The sequence below is a fragment of the Pseudomonas sp. PDM20 genome (genome assembly GCF_014852575.3).
Lineage (GTDB): Bacteria > Pseudomonadota > Gammaproteobacteria > Pseudomonadales > Pseudomonadaceae > Pseudomonas.
Window position 1 is genome coordinate 3,357,251 of record NZ_CM181224.1, and the last position, 20,235, is coordinate 3,377,485.

Genomic DNA, 20,235 nt, shown 5'->3' on the forward strand with positions numbered 1-20,235 from the left:
CTTGTTGGCCCTGGTGATGCAGTCAGACAAACCCTAGGCTTCGCATAATGTGAGGCGTTACGTTGAGCGGGGTATGGAACATGGCGCAGCCTCCATGCCTCGCGTAACGTAATGGCCATTATGCGAACGCCCTTGCCCCTCGAAATCCCGCATCACCTGGTCGAACTGGCCACCCTCTACGCCCCGTCGCGTGACCCGCTGCAAGCGGTTTCCTACGTGCTCCAGGACTACCCGAACGTCCTGGGCGATCTGCGCAAGTTGCGCCGCCAGCTCGACGACTTTCACCAGGAGGGCGCGGTCTTGGACGAACGACTCGCCGCGCTCCAGGAGCTGTGCCGGCAAATCCTGGACCTGTAGCCGCTCCGACCCCGCTTATCACTGATTAACCCAATGGCGCGTACTGCGGCCCCACAGAGAGCACGCGGTCAACGCGCACCAGGTGCTGGCAGATCTCCGAGGAAAGTTGAGCCGTCTAGCCCGGCAGGTGTGATACGCGAAGCATTGGGCCAAGGGCCCAACGGGTAGCCGGAAGGCGCAGGGCGGAGCCCTGGCTGGAAGGAACGAATGTTCCTGGAAGAGAAAGGCAGGCTTGCAGAGGAGCGGGGGTAGCCCGAAGGGCGCAGGGGTTCACCCCTGGTGTTTAGATGCCTCAGCGTGCACCTGGATGCAGGCCTGACTCGTTTTGGCGACTTCCCTGCGGTAGCCCATCACCTGGAGCGGGATGGTGCCTGCATCGCCGGCGCAGGCCTTCTGCGAGGCGTAGCCTTCGAATTTCAGCGTCTCCAGCGGCTCCCCGCTGGAGGCGTATAGGGTCATCAGCAGAATCCATTGCATCGGTGGGGCTCCGGGTGTTTTGCCGGCCCGCGCAGCGGGTCGGGTCCACCATCTCTAATGGTGGACTTTTGTGACATGGTGACACTCAGCGCACATCGAGCTCCAGCTGGCCTTCCTTGCCAACCTCGACGTATCCCACTGATTTCTCAAGCAAAAAGTGAGCTAGCTCGCTGTCCTTTATCGGCTGGCGTCCGTGCTTTATCAGCATCTTGTTGATTTCAATGCATTTTTGCCGCAACAGCTCTTGTTCTGTGGCGGTCAATCGCAGCGTCGCAGGCATAGTGCCATTACCCATCGTCTGAAATCCTCCAAAAGTCTACGTGCATACATGTTACTTGTGTTGACGTATGCATGCGTGCGCGTATACATTCCCGGCAAATGTTACTTGCATGCATGCATGCAAAAGCAGGGAATCGCTTACACATGCTCGACAAACTGCATCTCTTCATCCCCTTCGCCTCCGAGCATATCCAGCTGCTCGGGGCCGATGGCCGTGATGATCCGGTGCACTCTGTTGACCTGGCCACCCTCGGTGTTCCGCTCCAGGGTCAGATCAGCATAGGGGAGGGTGGCAAGCTTGAAGCGGAGTACCTGCGCCATGCGTGGGAGTCTCTGTCCACCGGCTTCACGCCGCTGGCCTTCAAGGTTTTCCACCAGTCGCTGGGCAAGCGGCTGATGCCTGGCATTGAGGTCAAAGCCTCTCCGGCGAAGCTGCTCCAGGGCCACAACGTTTTCGGCCCGACCTGTATCCAGAAGGGTGCAGAGGTCATGTTGAAGTGGATTGCCGGCACGTATCCGCAGCTGTTCGCCAAGCTCGATATCGCTGCGGCCCAGGTCTACGCCATCGACTGCACGTTCTCCAGCCGGCTGCCTGATGAGCGAACCGCGCTCCAGGTCATCCAGGCGCTGACCAACGTGAGCAACGGCCACACCAAGAGCCGTGGCGACAACTACCAGACCTCAGCCTACTGGGGCGCCAAAGAGTCTCGTCTGAAGCGGCTCAAGGCTTACCTGAAACACACCGAGTATCAGGCGCAGCTGGACGAGTTGAAGCGGGCAGGGCGGGGCAACCTTTCGGCTGCTCGTACCTATCGGGTCATGTCAGACCCTCGACTCCAGGAGTGGGTGCGATACCTGCTTCGCATGGAAGCCACCGTTATGCATCGGTGGATGGAACGTCGCGGCATCCCGTCGCGACTTGTTGATCTGATCGCTCACCAGCAGCAGCTCGCAGGGGAGGGGCGCTGCCTGATTCAGGAGTGCTGGCAAGCGGTTACAGCGGATCTTTTCGCGGCCTTTGAGGGTACCCAGATGCGTATTGTTGATGATGAAAAAGTGCTGGCCGCACTGACTGAAAAGTTCACCAAGCTGGGCCGTAACGGCAAGCCGAGTGACGCCTACGCCAAGACCCTGTTCCGTACCTATCTGAGCATCAAGGATTACGGCTGGGACCACACCAAGGACCTGGCTCCCAGGACCTTCTATCGCCACATCAAGGACATTGCCGAGGCCGGTTTGAGTAAGGCTGCCTTGCAGAAGCTCCAGGACATGGACCGTACCAACAACGTGGTTCCGCTGCTCCGTTTCGTCCAGGTCGACTTCAGCGCGCAGCGTCCTGACTGGTACGTCGAACCTGTAGTGGAGGCTGCCTGATGCTCAGCACTCACTTGAACAAGCTCCAGCGGGCGCTCACCGACCTGCGTTACAAGCCTGAATCGCGGTCATTCAACTTCGGTTACGTGTCCGGTTTGCTCTCGGGCTACTTGAGCGCCGACCTGATCGAGTTCGATGTCTACGAGCGCCTGACAGTGCTCAAGCTCAACGCTTGGGATCACTGCCCGCGCGTGGAGGCCGCATGATCACGCCCGTTACCGGCAAGCCGGGGGAGGGCATGACCTTCTCCGATCGCAAGCGAGTCCTGCGCCTGATCTTGTGCGTCGCTGACGCCTGGTGGTTTCCGTTCCTCCTGGGCGTGGGTGTCGGCGTCGGCCTGATCGCCTACGGCGAGGACCAGATGCTCCAGATCATGACTTCTGGTCTCGAGAAAGTGCTCCAGGACCTCCTGCATTCCTGCGGGGTGCCGCAATGAAAGCGCCGCTTCGCTTTGCCTTCGGCTGGGTGGTCTATCTGGCCATTGTGGCCGCAACGAATCCCATCATGGCCGCCATCTGGCAGGCCTTCCAGGAGCAGCCGCTCCTGGTCCCGATCATCACTGCCATCGGCGGCGTTGCGCTGCTCGCTGGCATCTACATCGTCGCGCTCCGGCCGTTCTGGACCTGGTGCGATCAACCGCGAAAACCAAACCGTGAGGTTCCCCCATGCTCGTGAAAATCGGTCTGTGCAACGGCACTTCGGAGAAAACCAGTAACAACGGCTTCGTCGAGCACTACGTCCTGGTGGTAAACGACGAGCCCGACCAGTTCGGTCAGCTGGCTCAGAAAACCACGGGCATCCGCCTTTCCAAGGCTCAGCTCGACAACGGTGTCCGCGATTTCTACGACACCTTGAAGGGCAAGCAGGTGTGCGTGCCGGTCTACAACCGCATGTGGAACAACGGCAAGGGCATGGATACCTGGCTGTCCAACGAAAACGGCTGCAAGCCGCTTCCCCTGGTCGCTCAGGGCCAGCTCAAGGCGGCTAGCTGACCATGAATCTTGTGGCGTGCGATGGCACCTGGACGCAGTCGGAAGGCTCGCTTCGGTGCACTGGCACGCTCGTCGAAGTGCCCCATCAACCGGGGCTCACCTCCGAGCAAACGAGTGAGCTTACAGATCAAGCGATTGTTCTGTTCGCCATCGTCTTCGGGGTTCTCGCGCTCAGAAAAGCGCTCTAAACCAAGGAGTAAGTCTCATGCAGAAACGTACCTTCGCTCGTGCCGTTACTGGTGCCCTGACCCTCGGCGCCCTGGCTGCTCAACAGGCCATGGCCGCTGTTCCGGCTGATGCTTCGTCCGCCATCGAAACCGCTGGCACCGACGCCGCCACCATCGGTGGCCTGGTCCTGGTCGTGATCATCGGCATCGCCGCGTTCAAGTACCTGCGCCGCGCGCTGTAAGCCGTCACCGGCCGCTGCTGCCGAAGCACCGAACCCCGCTCCGGCGGGGTTCTTTTTGCCTGGAGGAAACTGAGATGGACCCGAATTCTTACGCCCTGGTGGTGGTTACCCTGGCATTCGCTGTGCTGTTCTTCGGGAGGTTGTGATGGGTCGCTTCCTGGTAGGCCTGCTCCTGGTGCTTTCGGCGTCCTTCGCTTCTGCTGAGGACTACTACTGGAAGAACTCGCCAGCTCCTGGTGGTGGCGTGTTTACCGCGTCTTCTCCGGGCGCTGTTTGTGATGCGATTGTCGCCAGTCTCGCTAGTGAAAACGCGCGGAATGCCTCGCTCACTCGGTCTTCTGATGAGGTTTTCTACTGCAATTTCGTATGGTCGGCTGCGAACACTGCGAGCGTTCTGATTGGCCGTCTCGGCAGTGGTTGCCCGGAGGGATACACCTATAACGCTGAGACTGGGGTTTGTGTTCCGCCCGACCCGAGCAAGTGCGAATCTACTATCGGTCAGGTTGTTCAGCATCAGCACAAGAGAGGAGTGCTCAGTCAGGGCGGGGTGATTCTTCAGAACACGCTCGCCGAACCTCCTGGAGTGGTCTGCAGCAACTCCTGCCAGTACGCCTCTATGGGTGAGGGGCCGACCGATTGTTATCGGTTTGTCGGCGCCGGCGCGGACCAGGACTCTGCCTTCTGCCTTTTCCGCTACAAGGGCAATGGTGTCGAGTGCAAGACCGACGATACGACGATGACGACCCCGCCGAAGGACCTTTCGCCATCCAGCCAGAAGAAGAACGAGTGCACCAACAAGACCACCGACGCTGAGGGTCGTGTTCACTACAGCTGCCTGGCCACGGATGGCTTCCAGGAGCCGGGGAAGATGCAGTGCGGTGAGGTCAACGGTGTGTATGGCTGTGTCGCTGGCAAGCCCAGCCCCCAGAAGAAGAGCACCGACACGAAAACCGAGACGTTGGAGACCCCGGCCAGTGACGGCAGCAAGACCACCGAGACCACTACGACCACCACGGTCACGACCTGCAACGGTGTGAACGCCTGCACCTCGACCACCACGGTCAACAACACCTCCGGTAAGACCAACTCTGACGGCTCTAACGGTGGTGAGACTTCCACCTGCACCGGCGCTGGCTGCAAGCCTGCTGGCGAAGAAGAGGGCGAGGAGGAAGAGGAGGACAAGGACGAGGTGACTGGCGACCAGTGCGGCCAGCCTCTGAGCTGCTCCGGCGACGTCATCCAGTGCGCGATCCTCAAGCAGCAGAAACAGTCCAGGTGCGACTGGAACTACGAGGACGCCAAGGCCGGCATCGAGTCGGAGCTGGCCAAGGACGAGTACCAGGTAACCGAGGATGAACACGACATGTCCGGGCTGTTTCAGCAGGCCATTGGCGCGTCGCGCTGGCTTCCATCAGCTTGCCCGGCGCCTGAGCGCGGGTCTCTGCATACCCGTGGCGCTGGCTCTGTTCAGCTGAGCTGGCAGCCCACTTGTGATTTCGCTTCGGGCGTCGGCCCGTTCCTGGTCGCCGCGGCGTCCATCTTCTTCGCGGTCTACGTGGGTCGCGGTATTGGCGGAGGTGCCTGATATGCAATTCGTAGCGCTGTTCTCGTTCTTGTCATCCATCGTCGGCCCCCTGGTGGCCAAGGTCCTTACCGCCCTGGGCGTCGGATTGGTGACGTATACCGGCTTGACCCTGGTGCTCGACCAGGCGCGCGATGCCATCGTCGCCAACATCAGTGCCAGCGGCGCGGCGTATGTCGCTCTGTTCGGCCTTGCGAAGGTGGATGTGGCCATCAACATCGTGCTCGGCGCGATCACTGCTCGGGCGACCCTTGCCGGCATCGACAAGGCCTCTGGCAGCGTCACGAAGCTGGGTAGCGTAGGGAAGGGGGGCTAGCTATGTTCGTGCTGCGTACGGGCCTTCAGGGCAACGGCAAGACCCTCAACACCATCAAGGAAGTGGACCAGAAGGCCCACCAGGAAGGCCGCAAGGTCTACTACTGCAACGTGACCGGCTTCAATCCAGGGCACCCGGCCATCAAGGCCGAGTGGATCCCGTTCGACACGCCGGAGAAGTGGTTCGAGCTGCCGCCCAACGCCATTATCGTCATCGACGAGGCGCAGACTTGGTTCAGGGTTCGCCCCCAGGGCTCCAAGGTTCCTGACTACGCCACGCGCCTGGAAATCATGCGTAAGGACGGCCACGAGCTGCACTGCATCACTCAGAGCCCGAAGCTGATCGACTCGCACATGCGAGATCTCTGCAACTGTCACATCCACTACAGCCGCGGCAACGGCGGCCCGATTATCAAGCGCTGGGTTTTTCAGAAGCCCGAGCTTGCCGTCAGCAGCAGCAAGATGGAGTTCGAGAACGGCGAGTCGTCCAGGATCACCATCGACAAGAGCTATTTCGGTTGTTACGAGTCGGTCAAGGAAGGCACCGAGCATCACTTCAAGTTCCGGCCGCCCAAGGCGATGGTGGTCTTGATCGCCTGCGGTGTCGCGCTTGCCCTGGGCGTCGGGAAGATCTACTGGAGCCGGTACGCTCAGCACGACAAGCCAGCGGACCAGGTCGTCCAGGAAGGTTCGGCGAAGCCGGTCGCATCAGCACCTGGTCGTGCGTCTGCCGAGCTGCATGTCAGCAAGGAGCAGTACATCAATGACCGGATTCCGCGCATTCCTGATGTGCCCAGTTCTGCGCCTATCTACGACGAGTTGACTAGGCCTGTGGCTTATCCGAAGCCGTTCTGTGTGTCTTCCAGGGACGATTACTTCATCCAGAAGAACGCCAAGCGCATGGTGATCGGCAGGATCGAGGGCAAGCTGTACGGGTGTCGCTGCAACAGCCAGCAGGGTTCGCGGCTGGATATCTCGTTCGAGGCCTGCATGGCGTACGTCGAACAAGGCGTGTTCGATCCGGCCGTGCCTGATCAGGGAACCGCGACCGCGACCGGGACAGGCGCTGCAGCGACTGGTACGGTGGCGGGCGTGGCGATCCCTCAGCATTCAACGGTGAGCAACGCCGCAGAATCGTACGCCGGCAACGGCCTGACGATCGTTCCTGACAGCGAATACAGCTCGAGGCCGTGGCGATGATCGAGCAGATGATTTTTGACAGCGCGACTGGGTTGGACCTGGTGCTCGGCGTTTTCCTGCCGAGCCTGGTTTGCTGGGCTTTCTTGTTGGCCCTGGTGATGCAGTCAGACAAACCCTAGGCTTCGCATAATGTATATTATGTTAAATTAAATATCAGGTTCAGGCCGCTCTCCCCATGGCCATCGCTCCATATCCAGTTTCTTCCGATGTCCCCCATACCCTTCACCTGCACCGGCCCCATTTGCTTGCACAGCGTTCGGTGCGTGCGTTCACTCCTGCTCTAAAAAAGCTGGGGATCGAAGCTGGGTAAACTTCGACGATAACTCCACGCGAGCTTCCGGTGTTTGCAGCGACAGCAGTTTCTCCAGCAGGCTTCGCAACCGCAGGAACTTGTCAGCCATCAGGCTTCCAGCAAACTCACTCATCGCTGCAGGCAGGCGAAAAACTCGTCGCCCTTTGCGATCAGGGCCAGGCGCACCTGTCGCTGGTCGAGCTCGTCTCGACTACCCAGGAACAGGTGCTTGCGGAGTTCTTCGCTGTCCGGCAGCCAGTCTCGGTAGATCGGCCTGATGCTCTCGCCGATAACGGCTACATAGCGGCCGCCGGGAATGATCAGCTCGCGGCCACCACACAGGCTTGGGCGCGCCCTGGTGGGTTTGTTCAGGTTACGTCGACCCTTCCCTGTTTCTTCTAGTCAGCCTCAGGGTGCTTGGCAGGCGCTGCATACCAGTTTTCGCGCGACACCACCTTCTCAATATCGGGGTCCCCAAGGTAGTGCGGCGACATGATCTGCACGCCATATTCGTTGAACACGTCCTGGATATGGGCATGCAGCATGCTCAGCAATTGCGCCCGTGGACGGGGCTCGCTGGGGATGGCCTGGGCAACCAGTCGGTATTCGGGATAGAAGTCCGACAGGGCCGTCTGGAACACGTAAGGCGGCGGGACCTGCAAGATGCCATCCGTACGCCGGGCAGCCTCGATGAGCATCGCTTCCACCTGCCGCCAGGGCGTGTCGTAGCCGATGGTGACCACGGTGTCGACGACGTAACCCTGGCCCTGCACTATCCGCGAGTAGTTCTTGGTGACCGACCCGGTGATCATCGAGTTCGGCAGTGTCAGCACCTCGCCAAGGCCAGTGCGGATAGTGGTGTTGAACATACCGACCTCCGTCACGGTGCCCTCGTGGTCGCCAATGCGCACGAACTCCCCGGCACGAAGGGTCCGCGAGTAGGTCAGGATCAGGCCGGAGGCAGCCTGCCCCACCACGCTGGAAGCCCCCAGCGAGATCATCAGGCCGACGAGCACCGACAGCCCCTTGAACGCCTCGGTCCCTGAACCGGGAAGGTACGGATACGCCATGACGACGGCGAACAACCAGATGGCGAGCGAAGTCAGGCGCGTGGTGGGCTGCAGGGTCTCTTCGGTCAACCAGCGAATCGTGCCAGGCCGGGACAGGCGCTCCAGCAGCCTTTTGCTGAACCCGCTGATGCCCCGGGCGATGAAGAAGATCATCACGGCGACCGCAATGCCCGGTATCGCGCTGACGATCCCGCTGAGCAGGTAATCCAGCAGCCGGAACAGGTAGACGTCGAGGCTTTCTCCCCAGGGCCGGGTATAGGGGAACTGCGACAGCACATAGCTGAGCCACTCGTAGCTCAGCAGAAACACGACTGCCCAACAGAACAGCCAGATCAGCCGATCCGCCAGGTAGTAGAGATACTGCATGTCGAACAGCTGCAGTTGCCCCACCCTGATCTGTCGGGCCCGCTCGCGCATCAGCTGTGGTAGCCGGCCTCGCACCTTGCGTCTGAGGAAATGCACCAGCCTCAGCAGCAACACGTACAGGACGGTGGCAACTGCAGAGTACCCCAGGGCCTTGAGCAGGAATCGAAGGTTGCGCGCCTGGCCGGTTTCCTCCACCACCACCTTGAGGTTCGCGGCAGCCCTTGCTGCGGCCTCCTGCACAGAGCCTTCCGGCGAATCGAGGTCCTGTGGCGAAACGATAAAGGCGCGCCGGCCGCCCAGCAGAACCATGTAGCTGTGAAGGATGGGGGCAGTGCTGACCTGCAGGTCGTCGGTCCCTTGCAGTACATCCTCGATAACTGCCTTGGCCCGCTGCTGTCGGCCTGCCGGCGTCTCGCCCAGCAAGGTGGCGCGGAACACGACGATGCTGCGGTTGGCGATCTTCAGCTCCACGGGGTCAGCGGCGATGCCCTCGGTTGCATCGGGGCCTGACGCAGGTTCGGCCCTGGCTGCAACCGTACAGGCCAATCCCAACACCACCAGCATCAAGCTGAGCCTTGCGCCGATCCAACGCCCCATCCCATCGCTCCTTGGAAGCAAAGCCGATCTGCTGAGAACAAACTGAATCAAGCGTAGCCAGCTTCTGGAGGTCTTGGTGACAGAAGCGGCCCCTGCCTCGGGGAAAATTCTTTGACTCGATAGCTGCCGCTGAACGGGGGCAATGGCCGAAGGAGCTCGCAAGCTGTGAGAGAAATCCATGTCCGGCATGCACAATGCCTATCCCGGACGGGTTGCCGCGCAGTTACCAGCGCAACAGCCGTGGCCCGAGCACTGCACCCAGCGCGGTCGGCAGAAGCATGCCGAGCAGGTACCAGACACCCCAGAATGGAATGCCCATCTCCGGGCAGTGCAGGCAGTACGCCAGGGTCGCCGTGGCTCCCGCCAGCAGCCCGCCGGCGCCGCCGGCAATGCGCAAGCGCGTCGGTGCGAGGCCGCGCAGTGCCCAGAACACGCCGATGAAAGTCGGCACCGAAAGCAGCGCGATGTTCAGCGGACAGGTGCGCCAGGTCTTGCCGAGGATCAGGCCAGTGCGGGCGTCGGCGGGTACTCCGGCCAGCTCCACCGCTCCGCCGATCCACACCAGCAGCACGGGTAGCGCCAGCAGCACCCAGGCCGCCCCGCCGCCCACGCCTGGCCGCGCCAGGCGGCTGCTCAGCCACAGGGCAAGCGGGGCAAGGCTGCCGGGCAGCGCGACCTTGGCCCAGAACAGCGGTGTGCGCGCCACCTCGCCGAGGTCGGGGCGCACACCGAAAATTGCCGCCATCAACAGCAGTGCGCCCAGGGCACCGGCCAGCAGCGCGATGGCGAAGCGCTTGCCCAGAGCGTGACGGTCCACTGCGCCCTCGCCTGCGCTCAACAGGTCGATCAGTTCATTGGTCTTCATCGCTTCGCAACCCTCGGATGATGTTCGCCAGGGCCTTGAGCCCGCGGTGGATGCCGACCTTCACGGCGGAACTGGAAAGCCCGGTCAGGCTGGCGGTTTCCTCTACCGACAGCCCTTCCAGCTTCACATGGACAATCGGCAGGCGCTGTTTGTCGGGCAGTTGCTGCAGCAGCTTGCCGAGGTCGCGGCTGGCCTGCGCGGGTTCGCCATTCTCGACGGCGAACAGTTCTCCCTCGTCATCCGCCAGCGGCTCGTGGAGCGCCTCCCGGCGCGCAAAGGCGCGGAAGTGGTCGGCCAGCTTGTAGCGCGCGATTGCCTGCACCCAGACGGTCAGCGGCTGCTCGGCACGGTAGGTGTGGCGGGCATTGTGGACCGCCAGCAGCACTTCCTGCAGCAGGTCTTCGACCTCGCCGGGGCGCTGGCTCAGGCGCCGGCCCAGGAAGGCCCGCAAGTGCGTGGCGAGTGCGCTGAGGAACTCGCGATAGGCCCTGCCGTCACCGTCCATGCCACGCAGCAACAGTGCCTGCAGCTGCGCCTCACGCGCGATCAACGCTTCCTGGCTGGTAGTTCGTTGCATCGACCGTCCTGGTTACACCGAAGGTGAATTCTTTCCCGGTCTCGCCCCAGCCTGCTGGCGTCCCGTTCGCCTGCGAAAAAACAGGCCTTGGTTCAATACGTTAGGGCCGCGCCAAAAAATTCTCAAAAAAATTTCGCGACGCTGTAACCGGACCGCCTCTCCCGGCGAACTACTCACCGAGCCGCCGGAAAGCCTTCCGCGGCCCCTCAACCGAACGGGAGACCGCACCATGAAAAACCTGACCCTTGCCACCGCCGCCCTCGCCCTTGCCGCCATCACCGGCACCGCCCTGGCCGACGACATGAACACCAAGGCCAGCGACGGCGCGGCCATGGAGAAGTGCTACGGCGTCGCCATGGCCGGCAAGAACGACTGCAAGGCCGGTGCCGGCACCACCTGCGCGGGCAGCGCCAAGAAGGACTACGACGGCATGCACTGGAAGAACGTTCCGGCCGGCACCTGCACCACGATCAAGACGCCCCACGGCATGGGCTCGCTGACGCCGAGCAAGGCCTGAGCCAAGGCCGCCGACCATGAACGCATTCCATCAACCGGGCGCCGGGCTGGGGCTCAAGGGCGAACACTACGCCCAGGCCTTGGCCTGCTCCGCCCTGGGTCTCTGGTTCGAAGTGCATCCGGAGAACTACATGGTCGGCGGTCCCCGCCTTGCCTGGCTGGAACGGATCGCCGAACGCCATCCGCTATCGCTGCACGGGGTTTCGCTGTCCCTGGCGGCCGATGCTGCACCTGACGAGACACATCTTCGGCATCTGCGCGCGCTGGTCGAGCGCGTGCAACCGCACTTGATTTCCGAGCACCTGGCCTGGTCGACCTGGCGCGGCCAGTACCTGCCGGACCTGCTGCCCTTCCCGCGCAGCCATGCGGCCCTGGCGCGCATCACCGAGAACATCCAGCGCACCCAGGAAGCCCTGGGCCGGCGTATCGCCATCGAGAACCCCAGCCATTATCTGCGCCTGGAGGGCCACGACTGCGACGAAATCGAATTCCTCACGGAGCTCGCGCTGCGCACCGGCTGCGGCCTGCTGCTGGACGTCAACAACGTGCATGTCAGCTCGCACAATCTCGGCTTCGATGCGAGACGCTACCTCGACCGTTTCCCGGCAGCAGCCATCCTTGAAATCCACCTGGCCGGCCACAGCCGCGACGAGGGCGGCGAACTGCTGATCGACTCCCACGATGCGCCGGTCGCCGAGCCGGTCTGGGCGCTCTACGAACACCTGATCCAGCGCATCGGCCCGAGGCCGACACTGATCGAGCGCGACGACCATCTGCCTGCTTTCGAAGAGTTGCTGGCCGAGCGCGAGATCGCTCAGGCGATCCTCAACCTGGCGGAGGTGAAACCATGAAGAGCTCGCTTGGCGCCTTCCAGGATGCCTTTGTCGACGCCATCTACCGGCGCCCTGCTCCGGCGCTGCAAGGCGTGATCACACAGGCGGCCTTCGAGGTGTATCGCAACACCGTGTTCAAGGGCTGCGTCGATGCGCTGTGCGATAACTTCCCGACCATCGAGCGCCTGGTCGGTACCGACTGGATGCGCGCGGCGGCAGCCATTCACGCCCGCGAGACGCCACCAGACGATGCCCGCCTGATCCTCTACGGTGAGAGCTTTGCCGATTTCCTCGATGCATTCGAACCTGCACGGGAACTGCCCTACCTTGGCGCCGTGGCGCGCCTGGACCGGTCATGGACGGAGGCCTTCGTCGCACCTCAGGAGGCGCGCCTCGACCTCGCCAGCCTGGCCGGCATGACCGCCTCGGATCTTGCCACCTGCCACCTGGAAACGCGTGCCTGCGTGCGCTGGCGCTGGTTTGCCGAGCAGCCGATCTACAGCATCTGGCGCTGCAACCGCGAAGCCCTGCCGATACCCGAAGAGCTGCCCTGGCAAGGCGAAGGCGCGTTACTGGTCGGCCATTCCGATGGCGTCGCCTGGCACGCGCTTGAGGTCGGCGGCTGTACCTTTCTCGACGCCTGTGCAGCAGGAGACAACCTGGATCAGGCATCGACCCAGGCACTTCAGGCGCAACCGGATCTCGACTTCCACGACCTGTTCGGCCGCCTGCTCGGCGCCGGGGTTTTCCGTCCCATCGCCCTCGCGTGAGGAGACCATCATGGACATCGCCCGCACTACCCTGCCCCGCACCGGCCTGCGCCAACGCTGGAACCGCATGGCCGACTTCCTGCAGCACCTGCTCGGCGCCACCTTTCTCTGCCTGGTGGCGCGCTGGGGAATCGCCGCGACCTTCTTCCTCTCCGGGCGCACCAAGGTCGAAGGGCTCCTGACCATCACCCCGAGCACCTACGAGCTGTTTCGCACCGAGTACATGCTGCCGCTGGTGCCGCCGCAGATCGCCGCCCACCTGGCGACCTACGCCGAGCACCTCTTCCCGCTGCTGCTGGTGCTGGGCCTGTTCACCCGCCTTTCGGCCCTGGCGCTGCTGGGGATGACCACGGTGATCGAGGTGTTCGTCTATCCGGACGCCTGGCCCACCCACCTGGTCTGGGCGGGCCTGCTGCTGTGGCTGATCGGGCGCGGTGCCGGCAGTTGGTCGCTGGATCGCGCGCTGGGCATTCGCTGACGGGCCGCCCACTTGAGCTGGGCGGGCCCGCCACGATCTTCGGGGGTCCTGCTGCTCTGGCGGCACTCAGGCAGCGATGATCCACTCCGCGGCCCGCTCCGCGATCATGATCGACGGGGCGTTGGTGTTGCCGCCAACCAGCGTGGGCATGATCGAGGCATCGACGACCCGCAAGCCTTCGATGCCGTGCACACGCAGTTGCCCGTCCACGACCGCCATCTCGTCGCTGCCCATCTTGCAGGTGCCAACCGGGTGGTAGACGGTATCGGTGCGCTTGCGCAGCAGTTCGATCAGTTGCTCGTCGCTGGAGAGGTTCTGGCTGTACAGGTCCTTCAGGCCGTACCTGGCCAGCGGTGCCTGGCCGACGATGTCCTGCACCATGCGGTATCCCTTCAGCAGCGTGCTGACGTCGTCGTCATGGCCGAGGAAATTGGGGTCGATGCGCGGCGCGGCGAAAGGGTCGGCCGAGTGCAGACCGACGCTGCCGATGCTTTTCGGCCGCAGCACGCAGACATGGCAGCTGAAGCCATGTCCCCAGTGCAGCTTGCGACCGTGGTCGTCGATCGGGCCGATCACCGCATGCAGCTGGATATCCGGGCGGGCCAGGTCCGCGGATGTTTTCAGGAAGCCACCGCTCTCGGCACAGTTGCTCGCGAAGGGACCGGTACGCTGGCGGGTGTAATCGAAGAAGGCCTTGCCCATGCGCACCGTGCCCCTGGCGGAGATGCCCAGCAGGGTGGTGTCATGGCTCTTGTAGCAGGCGACGAAGTCCGGGTGGTCCTGGAGGTTTTCCCCCACGCCCGGAAGCTCGTGCTGCAGCGCAATACCGTGGGGTTTCAGTTCGGCCTCCGCACCAATGCCTGAAAGCATCAGCAGTTGCGGACTGCCAAAGGCCCCTGCGCTCAGCAGTACTTCCCTGCGTGCCCTGATTTCCAGGCGCTCGCCCTTGACCGACACCTGCATGCCCACGGCGCGCTTGCCTTGCAGCAGGATGCGCTGGGCCTGGGCTCCGGTAATGACCGAGAGGTTACCGCGAAGCTCGCGGATGGGCTTGAGGAAGGCCGAAGCGGTGCTCCAGCGCCGGCCCTCGCGGATGGTCACGTCGTAGTGCCCTACCCCTTCCTGCTCGGCACCGTTGAAGTCGGCATTGCGAGAGTGCCCGGCCTGCTGGGCCGCATCGAGGAAGGCATTGGTGACCGCGTGCGGCTGCACGCGACCCACATACAGCTCACCATCGCCACCGTGGTAGTCACAGCCCCCCAGATGATGGCCTTCGCTCTTGCGGAAGTACGGCAGCACGTCGTCATAGCCCCAGCCCGCGTTGCCCAGGGCCTGCCAGTCGTCGTAATCGCTGCGATGCCCGCGAATGTAGATCATGCCGTTGATCGAGCTGCTGCCGCCCAGGGTCTTGCCGCGCGGCTGGTAGCCAACACGGCCGCCCAGGCCGGGTTGCGGGACCGTCTGCAACGCCCAGTTGACGTGGCGTGTCGGCAGAATGGCGGCTACGCCGATCGGCGTGTGGATCAGTGGCGAGGTGTCTTCGGAACCCGCCTCCAGCAGGCACACCCGTACCGAAGGGTCGGCACTCAGACGATTGGCCAGTACGCAGCCGGCCGAGCCGGCACCAACGATGATGTAGTCGAATTCCATACTTGTTCTTCTCGGTTCGCGGGCGATACGCACCGAGCAGCATGTCTCGGCGCAGACCGCTGGAATTCTTCGCCGCCGAGGCGCACATTAATTGACTTTCAACGACTTGTTTTTGACTTTCGACGACTGTGACCGCCCTCATCCGCACGACCTCGTTCATCGGCTTTCCGCAACTGATCGCTCAGTTGGGCGGGGATTGCGAGCACTTGCTGCACCGCTTCCAGATAGCCCCCGCCGCACTCGAAGACGACGAGGCACGGGTACCGCTGCGCGCCCTGGTGGGCGTGCTCGAATGTGCCGCCAACGAACTGGACTGCCCCGACCTGGGCCTGCGAATGGCCGAGTACCAGGACCTCCAGGTGCTCGGGCCGGTGGCGCTGATCGCGCGGAATTCGGCCACGGTAGGCCAGGCGCTGGAGGAAATCTCGCGGTTCATCGGCTATCACAGTCCCGGCATCGATGTGCAGCTCGACCGCAGTGATCGTCAGGCGCCGCGGCTGCTGATCGAGATTCGCCTGCCCGGCCCCACGCGCCTGAGGCAGATGCAGGAGCTGGCACTGGGGGTTGGCCACAACACCCTGAAGCTTCTGTGCGGCAGCCAGTTCAGCGCTCGCTCCGTGCTGCTCAGCGGAGCCGGCGCACTGCCCCCCGCCCGCTACAAGCGCTACTTCAGGAGCCCGGCCTACTTCAACCAGGACTGCAATGCCCTGGTCCTGAGCAATGAGCAACTGGGCATGCGCATCGAACAACAGGACCCGCAGCTGCACCGGGTGATGCTGGACTACCTGCGGCCCTTCGATGCCCAGGCCGCCGCCGGCCTGGTACATCAGGTGGAGAACCTGATCCTGCGGACGCTGCCCACCCAGCGCTGCCGGATCGGCCTGATCGCCGAGCAACTCGGCCTGCATGAGCGGGTGCTGCAACGTCGCCTGGCGGAGCTGGGCACGGGATTCGAGCAGGTGCTCGAACAGGCTCGACGTTCCTGCGCGCAACGCTACCTTGCCGAGCGCCACATGCCGATGTCCCAGGTCGCGGGCTTGTTGGGCTACAGCGAACAGAGCGTGTTCAACCGAGCCTGTCGCCGCTGGTTCGATGACACGCCGCGCGCGATCCGGCGACAACTGCTCGACGGCAGCGCCGCAATTGACCCCGAAGATCCGCCCTACCGCTAGCGTAGCTGGAGGCTACCGCACCAGCCCCAGTTCCTTGGCCCGGACAATGGCCTGCGTACGCCGCGCCACTCCCAGTTTCACGTTGATCTTCTGCGCATGGCTCTTCACGGTGTGCAGTGAAATGAACAGCTGCTCGGCGATGTCCTGGTTGGACAACCCCTGGGCAATCATCTTCAGCACCGAGAGCTCACGCGGGCTGAGCAACACTGCGGCGGCCTGCTGGTCCTTCGGCCTGAGCGAGTCCTTGCCCCAGCGAATCAGGCCGGGATTGCGCAGGCTGCAGTGATACTCGGCGCTGAGCATGCCAGTCTGCCGGGACAGTGCCATCGCATCGAGCAACGCCCGCTGCGCGCCGCCCTGCTGCCCCTTGGCATAGAGTGCTTCGGCCATGCCGAACCACAACTCTATGGCAAGACTGCGACGCTCCTGCCGCAGGGCCGCCTTGAGCATGTCCTCGAAGGCATCGCTGACCTCTTCACCCATCGCCTGCCGTGCATGCAGCAGCGCCACGTGCAGATGCTGGACCAGTTCGGGATTGCCGTACGGTGGCCTGCAGCACTCTGCACCGCTGTACTGCCGCAGTCCCTCCTCCAGTGCGCTACGAGCGCGGCCGGCATTGCCTTCCTGAATCCACAGCCGGGCGTAACCGAGCAGCAGGAGGTTCTGGTACAGCGGCTCGGTGATGTTGCGGAACTGCAGCAGGCGCTCTGCATCGGCCAGACGCTGGTGAGCCTGGCCGAGCGACTTCTGCATTGCATCGAGCTCGGCCAGGCCGATGTAGCCCCAGGAGGCCGCCGGGTCTTCGCAGTCCAGGCATTCCTGCAACCCGGCTTCATAATGTCCGCGGGCAACGGCGTAGTCGCCGCGCCGCGCCAGCAAGGCACCCAGGCGCAGTCGTGTCCGGCCGCGCAGGGGGTTGGCCTCGCCCTTGCCTTCAACGCACAACTCCCGGTGCAACTGCTCGGTCAGGTGCAGCGCCTGAGCGAGTTCGCCGCGCATTTCCAGCAACTGCACCTGCTGCAGCAGCAATACTGCTTCGAGCATGCGGCTCCCATGGCGGCGCGCCATCTTGATGGCATCGCGGTGAAACTGCTCGGCCGTCTCCATTCGCCCGTCGACGATTTCCACTTCGATCAGCGCGGTGAGCACGATCACGTGCTGCGCCCAGGCAGATTCCGGCAGGTTCTCCAGCGCTTCGCGCATGTGCCGTGCATCGGCCTTGCCCCGGTGGTATTCGAGCTTGCCGGTCAGCGCCTGGCATTGTGCGAGCAGCTCGCGCTGACGCTGTGCCGTCGGCTGCGGCAGGAAGCGTTGCAGCTGCGCTGCGCAGACTTCCGCCTCGTCGAGGCGGCCGCTGATGAGCAGCGCCCAGGAGTTCAGGATCAGCAGGCGCGGCGTACTGGAGATCAGCTCACCAGGCAGCAGGTTGCGCCATCGGAGCACTCGGGCCATCTGGCTGCCGTGCAGCAGTCGGTCGCGGGTGAAGTGCTGCAACAGGCTGGCGGCAATCTCGGGCTGCTCCGCGAGCAGCGCGTAATCGATTGCCTGGCGAACCTGCTCGCGCCCGGCGGACCACTGGCAGGCATGGCGGTACAACGCACGCTTCAGGCCCTGGGCAACTTCCGTCGCCAGAATGCTACCCACCGCCGGACGAACACGATGCAATCCCAGGTCCGCATCGAGCGTCTCGATGAACACACCCGCGTCGAGCAGTTGCTGAAGCAGCTGCTTGCCTTCGCCTGCGCCCAGTACGTGATCGCACAGGGAATCGTCGAAGTCCTGCAGGCAGGACAGCTTGCACAACGCATCCCGCAACTCCGCCGAAAGCTCCGCCAGCACTTCCTGTTCCAGGTAGCGTCTCACCAGCGCGTTGCCCTGCATCGCTTCCGGCAACTGCCCGGGGTCTCGGCCATGCAGGCGCAGACGGATGCCGGCGAACCAGCCATCGGTCTGCATCATCAGGGTCTGCACGCTGGTAACCGGCACCTCGCCATACAGGCTGCCCAAAAGCTCGCTCAATTCGGTGGCCGTCATGGCCAGGTCTTCTGCGCCGAGCTCCAGCAGTTCGCCGTCGAGCAACAGGCGCTCCAGCTTGCAGGCAGGCCTGCGACGACTGGCGATCCACCAGGACACCGTCGGCGCCGACGCTCGCAGCAGGAGCTCGAGGAGACGGTCGATGCGCTCGTCTGCCGCTCGCGGCAGGTCATCGAGCATGATCCACAGCGCACCTTCGCGCTGCGCCAGGCAGTTGAGCACCGAGATGGGATCGCTGTCGACGAGCTCCAGCGCCGAAGCGAGCAGGCGCAGCAAGGCCACGTCATCCAGCACCAGGCCTTTCAGGTCGAGCCACAGCACCTGGGTCTGTTCGGGACGGGCCAGGGCGCACTCGCGCAGCAGCACGCTCTTGCCGCTTCCCGCCGGGGCGCAGATCAGCCGCAGCCGGCAGCGCGCAGCGAGCAAGGTCTTGCTGAGTCGGGGGCGCGGCAGAAAGCCGGTAGGCAACGAGGGAACGCGGCACGGGTCTGAATAGATGTTCGCCGTGGGCATGGCGTTACTCGCTGATACAAAGTTCGCCATGGTACGGCTTGCCCTTGAGGCTGTATTGGGCTTGCCGACGATCAGGCATAAAAAAGGGCGGCTGTTCGGCCGCCCAACACGGAGTTGCTCGGTGAACTGATGACGTCAGCGAACGCCCGTCTGGCGCAATGCTGCCGGGGTGTAGTCCGCGGCAAGCGCCTTGGCGCCGAACACTATGCTCTGCTTCTCTTCGTTCTTCAGGCCCATGACCGAGTAGCGGCCAGAGATGACATCGTAGAGAGTCTCGGCGGTGTAGCCCGGCACTTTCTGGTTGTAATACTGCTGCGCGTGGCCCTCACCGACACGCCACAGCTGGCCACGGCCGTCATAGTGGTCGACCTCGGCCAGCTGCCAGGTGTCCTCGTCGAAGAACATGTGGCGCTTGGCGTAGATGTGCCGCTCACCGTCCTTCAGCGTACCCACCACTTCCCAGACCCGGTGCAGCTCGTAGCGGGTCAGGTCCTGGTTGATGTGCCCCGGCTTGATGATGTCGTCGTACTTGAGCGACGGCGAGTCGAGCTTGTAGCTGTTGTAGGGGATGTACAGCTCCTTCTTGCCGACCAGCTTCCAGTCGTAGCGATCGGGCGAGCCGTTGTACATGTCGTAGTTGTCGGAGGTAGCCAGGCCGTCGGCAGCGGTTGCCGGGCCGTCGTAGGCAACTTGCGGAGCACGCCGAACGCGGCGCTGACCGGCGTTGTAGAGCCACGCCTGGCGCGGTTCCTTCACCTGGTCGATGGTCTCGTGCACCAGCAGCACGTTGCCCGCCAGACGCGCCGGCGCGGTCACCCGCTGGATGAAGTAGAAGAGGATGTTGTCGCCCTTGGCCTTGTCGAAATCCGGCAGGTTGGCGGGATAGGACACTTCATCCTCGAAGTGCACCATCGAGAAGGAGCCATCCACCTGCGGCTGCACGCGGGTGATGTAGCGATGGATGTTACCGCCGCGGTAACGTGTTTCGTGGTTCCACACCAGCTCCACGCCGGTCTTCGGGATCGGGAAGGCGTAGTAGTGGCTGTCGAAGTTCTGCAGGCCGTTACCGCCCCCGACCAGCTCGGTGTGCTGGGCACTGGTCCGGATCGCGGCGTAGATGTCATCGGGCAGCGCCGCGGTGCGGTGCGTCGGGTATACCGGGATCCTGTAGCTGTCCGGATAGCGCTTGAACATCGCCATCTGGCCTTCGGTGAGCTTGCCCTTGTACTGCTCGGCGTTGGCCGCCGTGATGACGAACAGCGGCTTCTCGCTGGCGAACGGGTCGGCCAGGAAGCCTTTGCCGTCGACCGCCCCGGCATTCACCGGCAGGCCGCCGGTCCAGGCCGGAATGCTGCCGTCGGCGTTGCCGGCCTTTTCGGCGCCCATGGGCGTCAGGGTTCCACCCAGCTGCGCCACTTCGGCCGCCGGGGCGGCAGCCATCACGCTGCTGGCCAGTAGCGAGAGGGCCAGAACGCCGGATTTCAACAGTGTTTTCTGAGTCTGCATGGCAGGGTCCC

At 63.4% G+C, this 20,235-nt stretch carries 23 protein-coding genes and 3 pseudogenes; 15 read left to right on the forward strand and 11 right to left on the reverse strand.

Going from position 1 to position 20,235, the window contains the following annotated elements; all coding sequences use genetic code 11:
- Nucleotides 1-132 precede the first annotated feature (132 nt).
- Nucleotides 133-357, forward strand: coding sequence for a hypothetical protein (locus tag IB261_RS15320; protein WP_225606061.1), 225 nt, complete (start codon nucleotides 133-135; stop codon nucleotides 355-357).
- A gap of 270 nt (nucleotides 358-627) precedes the next feature.
- Here the strand turns inward: IB261_RS15320 and IB261_RS15325 are convergent, their stop codons facing one another.
- Nucleotides 628-834 (reverse strand): hypothetical protein, encoded by a 207-nt coding sequence (locus tag IB261_RS15325; protein ID WP_192382490.1) that lies wholly within the window; start codon nucleotides 832-834, stop codon nucleotides 628-630.
- Nucleotides 835-919: 85 nt separating this feature from the next.
- A complete protein-coding gene (locus IB261_RS15330; RefSeq protein WP_192382491.1) occupies nucleotides 920-1,129 on the reverse strand; it encodes a hypothetical protein in 210 nt (69 codons plus the stop codon).
- Nucleotides 1,130-1,257: 128 nt separating this feature from the next.
- On the opposite strand from IB261_RS15330, the gene IB261_RS15335 reads away from it, so the two are divergent.
- The 9 genes from IB261_RS15335 to IB261_RS15375 all read left to right on the forward strand — a co-directional run bounded on the left by IB261_RS15335 (nucleotide 1,258) and on the right by IB261_RS15375 (nucleotide 6,985).
- Nucleotides 1,258-2,487, forward strand: a complete 1,230-nt coding sequence (locus tag IB261_RS15335) for a phage/plasmid replication protein, II/X family (RefSeq protein ID WP_192382492.1) — start codon at nucleotides 1,258-1,260, stop codon at nucleotides 2,485-2,487.
- Nucleotides 2,487-2,693: a hypothetical protein gene (locus tag IB261_RS15340; RefSeq protein WP_192382493.1), complete on the forward strand. Its 207-nt coding sequence runs from the start codon at nucleotides 2,487-2,489 to the stop codon at nucleotides 2,691-2,693. Before IB261_RS15335 ends, IB261_RS15340 begins: the two co-directional genes overlap by 1 nt.
- Nucleotides 2,690-2,923 carry a hypothetical protein gene (locus IB261_RS15345; RefSeq protein ID WP_192382494.1) on the forward strand — a complete coding sequence of 78 codons (234 nt, stop codon included), beginning with the start codon at nucleotides 2,690-2,692 and terminating at the stop codon, nucleotides 2,921-2,923. The genes IB261_RS15340 and IB261_RS15345 overlap by 4 nt, the downstream gene beginning before the upstream one ends.
- Nucleotides 2,920-3,162, forward strand: a complete 243-nt coding sequence (locus IB261_RS15350) for a hypothetical protein (protein ID WP_192382495.1) — start codon at nucleotides 2,920-2,922, stop codon at nucleotides 3,160-3,162. The genes IB261_RS15345 and IB261_RS15350 overlap by 4 nt, the downstream gene beginning before the upstream one ends.
- Complete coding sequence (locus IB261_RS15355; RefSeq protein ID WP_192382496.1) at nucleotides 3,153-3,479, forward strand: DNA-binding protein; 327 nt, start codon at nucleotides 3,153-3,155, stop codon at nucleotides 3,477-3,479. The genes IB261_RS15350 and IB261_RS15355 overlap by 10 nt, the downstream gene beginning before the upstream one ends.
- 205 nt (nucleotides 3,480-3,684) lie before the next feature.
- Nucleotides 3,685-3,888, forward strand: coding sequence for a major capsid protein (locus IB261_RS15360; protein WP_192382497.1), 204 nt, complete (start codon nucleotides 3,685-3,687; stop codon nucleotides 3,886-3,888).
- Between the two features lie 145 nt (nucleotides 3,889-4,033).
- Nucleotides 4,034-5,473: a virulence factor TspB C-terminal domain-related protein gene (locus tag IB261_RS15365; protein WP_192382498.1), complete on the forward strand. Its 1,440-nt coding sequence runs from the start codon at nucleotides 4,034-4,036 to the stop codon at nucleotides 5,471-5,473.
- A 1-nt stretch (nucleotide 5,474) separates the two neighbouring features.
- Nucleotides 5,475-5,786 carry a DUF2523 domain-containing protein gene (locus IB261_RS15370; protein ID WP_192382499.1) on the forward strand — a complete coding sequence of 104 codons (312 nt, stop codon included), beginning with the start codon at nucleotides 5,475-5,477 and terminating at the stop codon, nucleotides 5,784-5,786.
- Between the two features lie 2 nt (nucleotides 5,787-5,788).
- Entirely contained in the window at nucleotides 5,789-6,985 is a 1,197-nt protein-coding gene (locus IB261_RS15375) for a zonular occludens toxin domain-containing protein (RefSeq protein ID WP_192382500.1), read from the forward strand.
- 269 nt (nucleotides 6,986-7,254) lie between these two features.
- Here the strand turns inward: IB261_RS15375 and IB261_RS15380 are convergent, their stop codons facing one another.
- From IB261_RS15380 to IB261_RS15400, 5 genes and pseudogenes are all read right to left on the reverse strand, one after another.
- Nucleotides 7,255-7,386, reverse strand: coding sequence for a hypothetical protein (locus tag IB261_RS15380; RefSeq protein WP_263866273.1), 132 nt, complete (start codon nucleotides 7,384-7,386; stop codon nucleotides 7,255-7,257).
- Between the two features lie 122 nt (nucleotides 7,387-7,508).
- Nucleotides 7,509-7,625 (reverse strand): annotated as a pseudogene (locus IB261_RS15385) (AraC family transcriptional regulator); the annotation flags it as partial.
- 50 nt (nucleotides 7,626-7,675) lie between these two features.
- Nucleotides 7,676-9,310, reverse strand: coding sequence for a mechanosensitive ion channel domain-containing protein (locus IB261_RS15390; RefSeq protein WP_500862558.1), 1,635 nt, complete (start codon nucleotides 9,308-9,310; stop codon nucleotides 7,676-7,678).
- A gap of 223 nt (nucleotides 9,311-9,533) precedes the next feature.
- Entirely contained in the window at nucleotides 9,534-10,175 is a 642-nt protein-coding gene (locus tag IB261_RS15395; RefSeq protein ID WP_192382501.1) for a DUF1109 domain-containing protein, read from the reverse strand.
- Entirely contained in the window at nucleotides 10,162-10,752 is a 591-nt protein-coding gene (locus tag IB261_RS15400; RefSeq protein ID WP_192382502.1) for a sigma-70 family RNA polymerase sigma factor, read from the reverse strand. The genes IB261_RS15395 and IB261_RS15400 overlap by 14 nt, the downstream gene beginning before the upstream one ends.
- 229 nt (nucleotides 10,753-10,981) lie before the next feature.
- Between IB261_RS15400 and IB261_RS15405 the strand changes: the two genes are divergently transcribed.
- The 4 genes from IB261_RS15405 to IB261_RS15420 are packed head-to-tail and all read left to right on the forward strand — an operon-like array spanning nucleotide 10,982 to nucleotide 13,349.
- Entirely contained in the window at nucleotides 10,982-11,269 is a 288-nt protein-coding gene (locus IB261_RS15405; RefSeq protein ID WP_081519997.1) for a BufA1 family periplasmic bufferin-type metallophore, read from the forward strand.
- 16 nt (nucleotides 11,270-11,285) lie between these two features.
- Nucleotides 11,286-12,119 carry an MNIO family bufferin maturase gene (bufB, locus tag IB261_RS15410; RefSeq protein ID WP_192382503.1) on the forward strand — a complete coding sequence of 278 codons (834 nt, stop codon included), beginning with the start codon at nucleotides 11,286-11,288 and terminating at the stop codon, nucleotides 12,117-12,119.
- Nucleotides 12,116-12,871 carry an HvfC/BufC N-terminal domain-containing protein gene (locus IB261_RS15415; RefSeq protein WP_151187152.1) on the forward strand — a complete coding sequence of 252 codons (756 nt, stop codon included), beginning with the start codon at nucleotides 12,116-12,118 and terminating at the stop codon, nucleotides 12,869-12,871. Before bufB ends, IB261_RS15415 begins: the two co-directional genes overlap by 4 nt.
- A 10-nt stretch (nucleotides 12,872-12,881) precedes the next feature.
- On the forward strand, nucleotides 12,882-13,349 hold the full coding sequence (locus IB261_RS15420; RefSeq protein ID WP_192382504.1) for a DoxX family protein: 468 nt from the start codon (nucleotides 12,882-12,884) through the stop codon (nucleotides 13,347-13,349).
- A 66-nt stretch (nucleotides 13,350-13,415) separates the two neighbouring features.
- Here IB261_RS15420 and IB261_RS15425 read toward each other — a convergent pair whose 3' ends face one another.
- A complete protein-coding gene (locus IB261_RS15425) occupies nucleotides 13,416-14,999 on the reverse strand; it encodes a GMC family oxidoreductase (protein ID WP_192382505.1) in 1,584 nt (527 codons plus the stop codon).
- Nucleotides 15,000-15,127: 128 nt separating this feature from the next.
- Between IB261_RS15425 and IB261_RS15430 the strand changes: the two genes are divergently transcribed.
- Entirely contained in the window at nucleotides 15,128-16,171 is a 1,044-nt protein-coding gene (locus tag IB261_RS15430; protein ID WP_192382506.1) for an AraC family transcriptional regulator, read from the forward strand.
- Nucleotides 16,172-16,183: 12 nt separating this feature from the next.
- Here IB261_RS15430 and IB261_RS15435 read toward each other — a convergent pair.
- From IB261_RS15435 to IB261_RS15445, 3 genes and pseudogenes are all read right to left on the reverse strand, one after another.
- A pseudogene (locus IB261_RS15435) lies at nucleotides 16,184-16,372 on the reverse strand (response regulator transcription factor); the annotation flags it as partial.
- Nucleotides 16,373-16,531: 159 nt separating this feature from the next.
- Nucleotides 16,532-18,748: pseudogene (locus tag IB261_RS15440) on the reverse strand (winged helix-turn-helix domain-containing protein); the annotation flags it as partial.
- Between the two features lie 105 nt (nucleotides 18,749-18,853).
- Complete coding sequence (locus IB261_RS15445; RefSeq protein ID WP_192382507.1) at nucleotides 18,854-20,224, reverse strand: DUF1329 domain-containing protein; 1,371 nt, start codon at nucleotides 20,222-20,224, stop codon at nucleotides 18,854-18,856.
- Nucleotides 20,225-20,235: the final 11 nt, after the last annotated feature.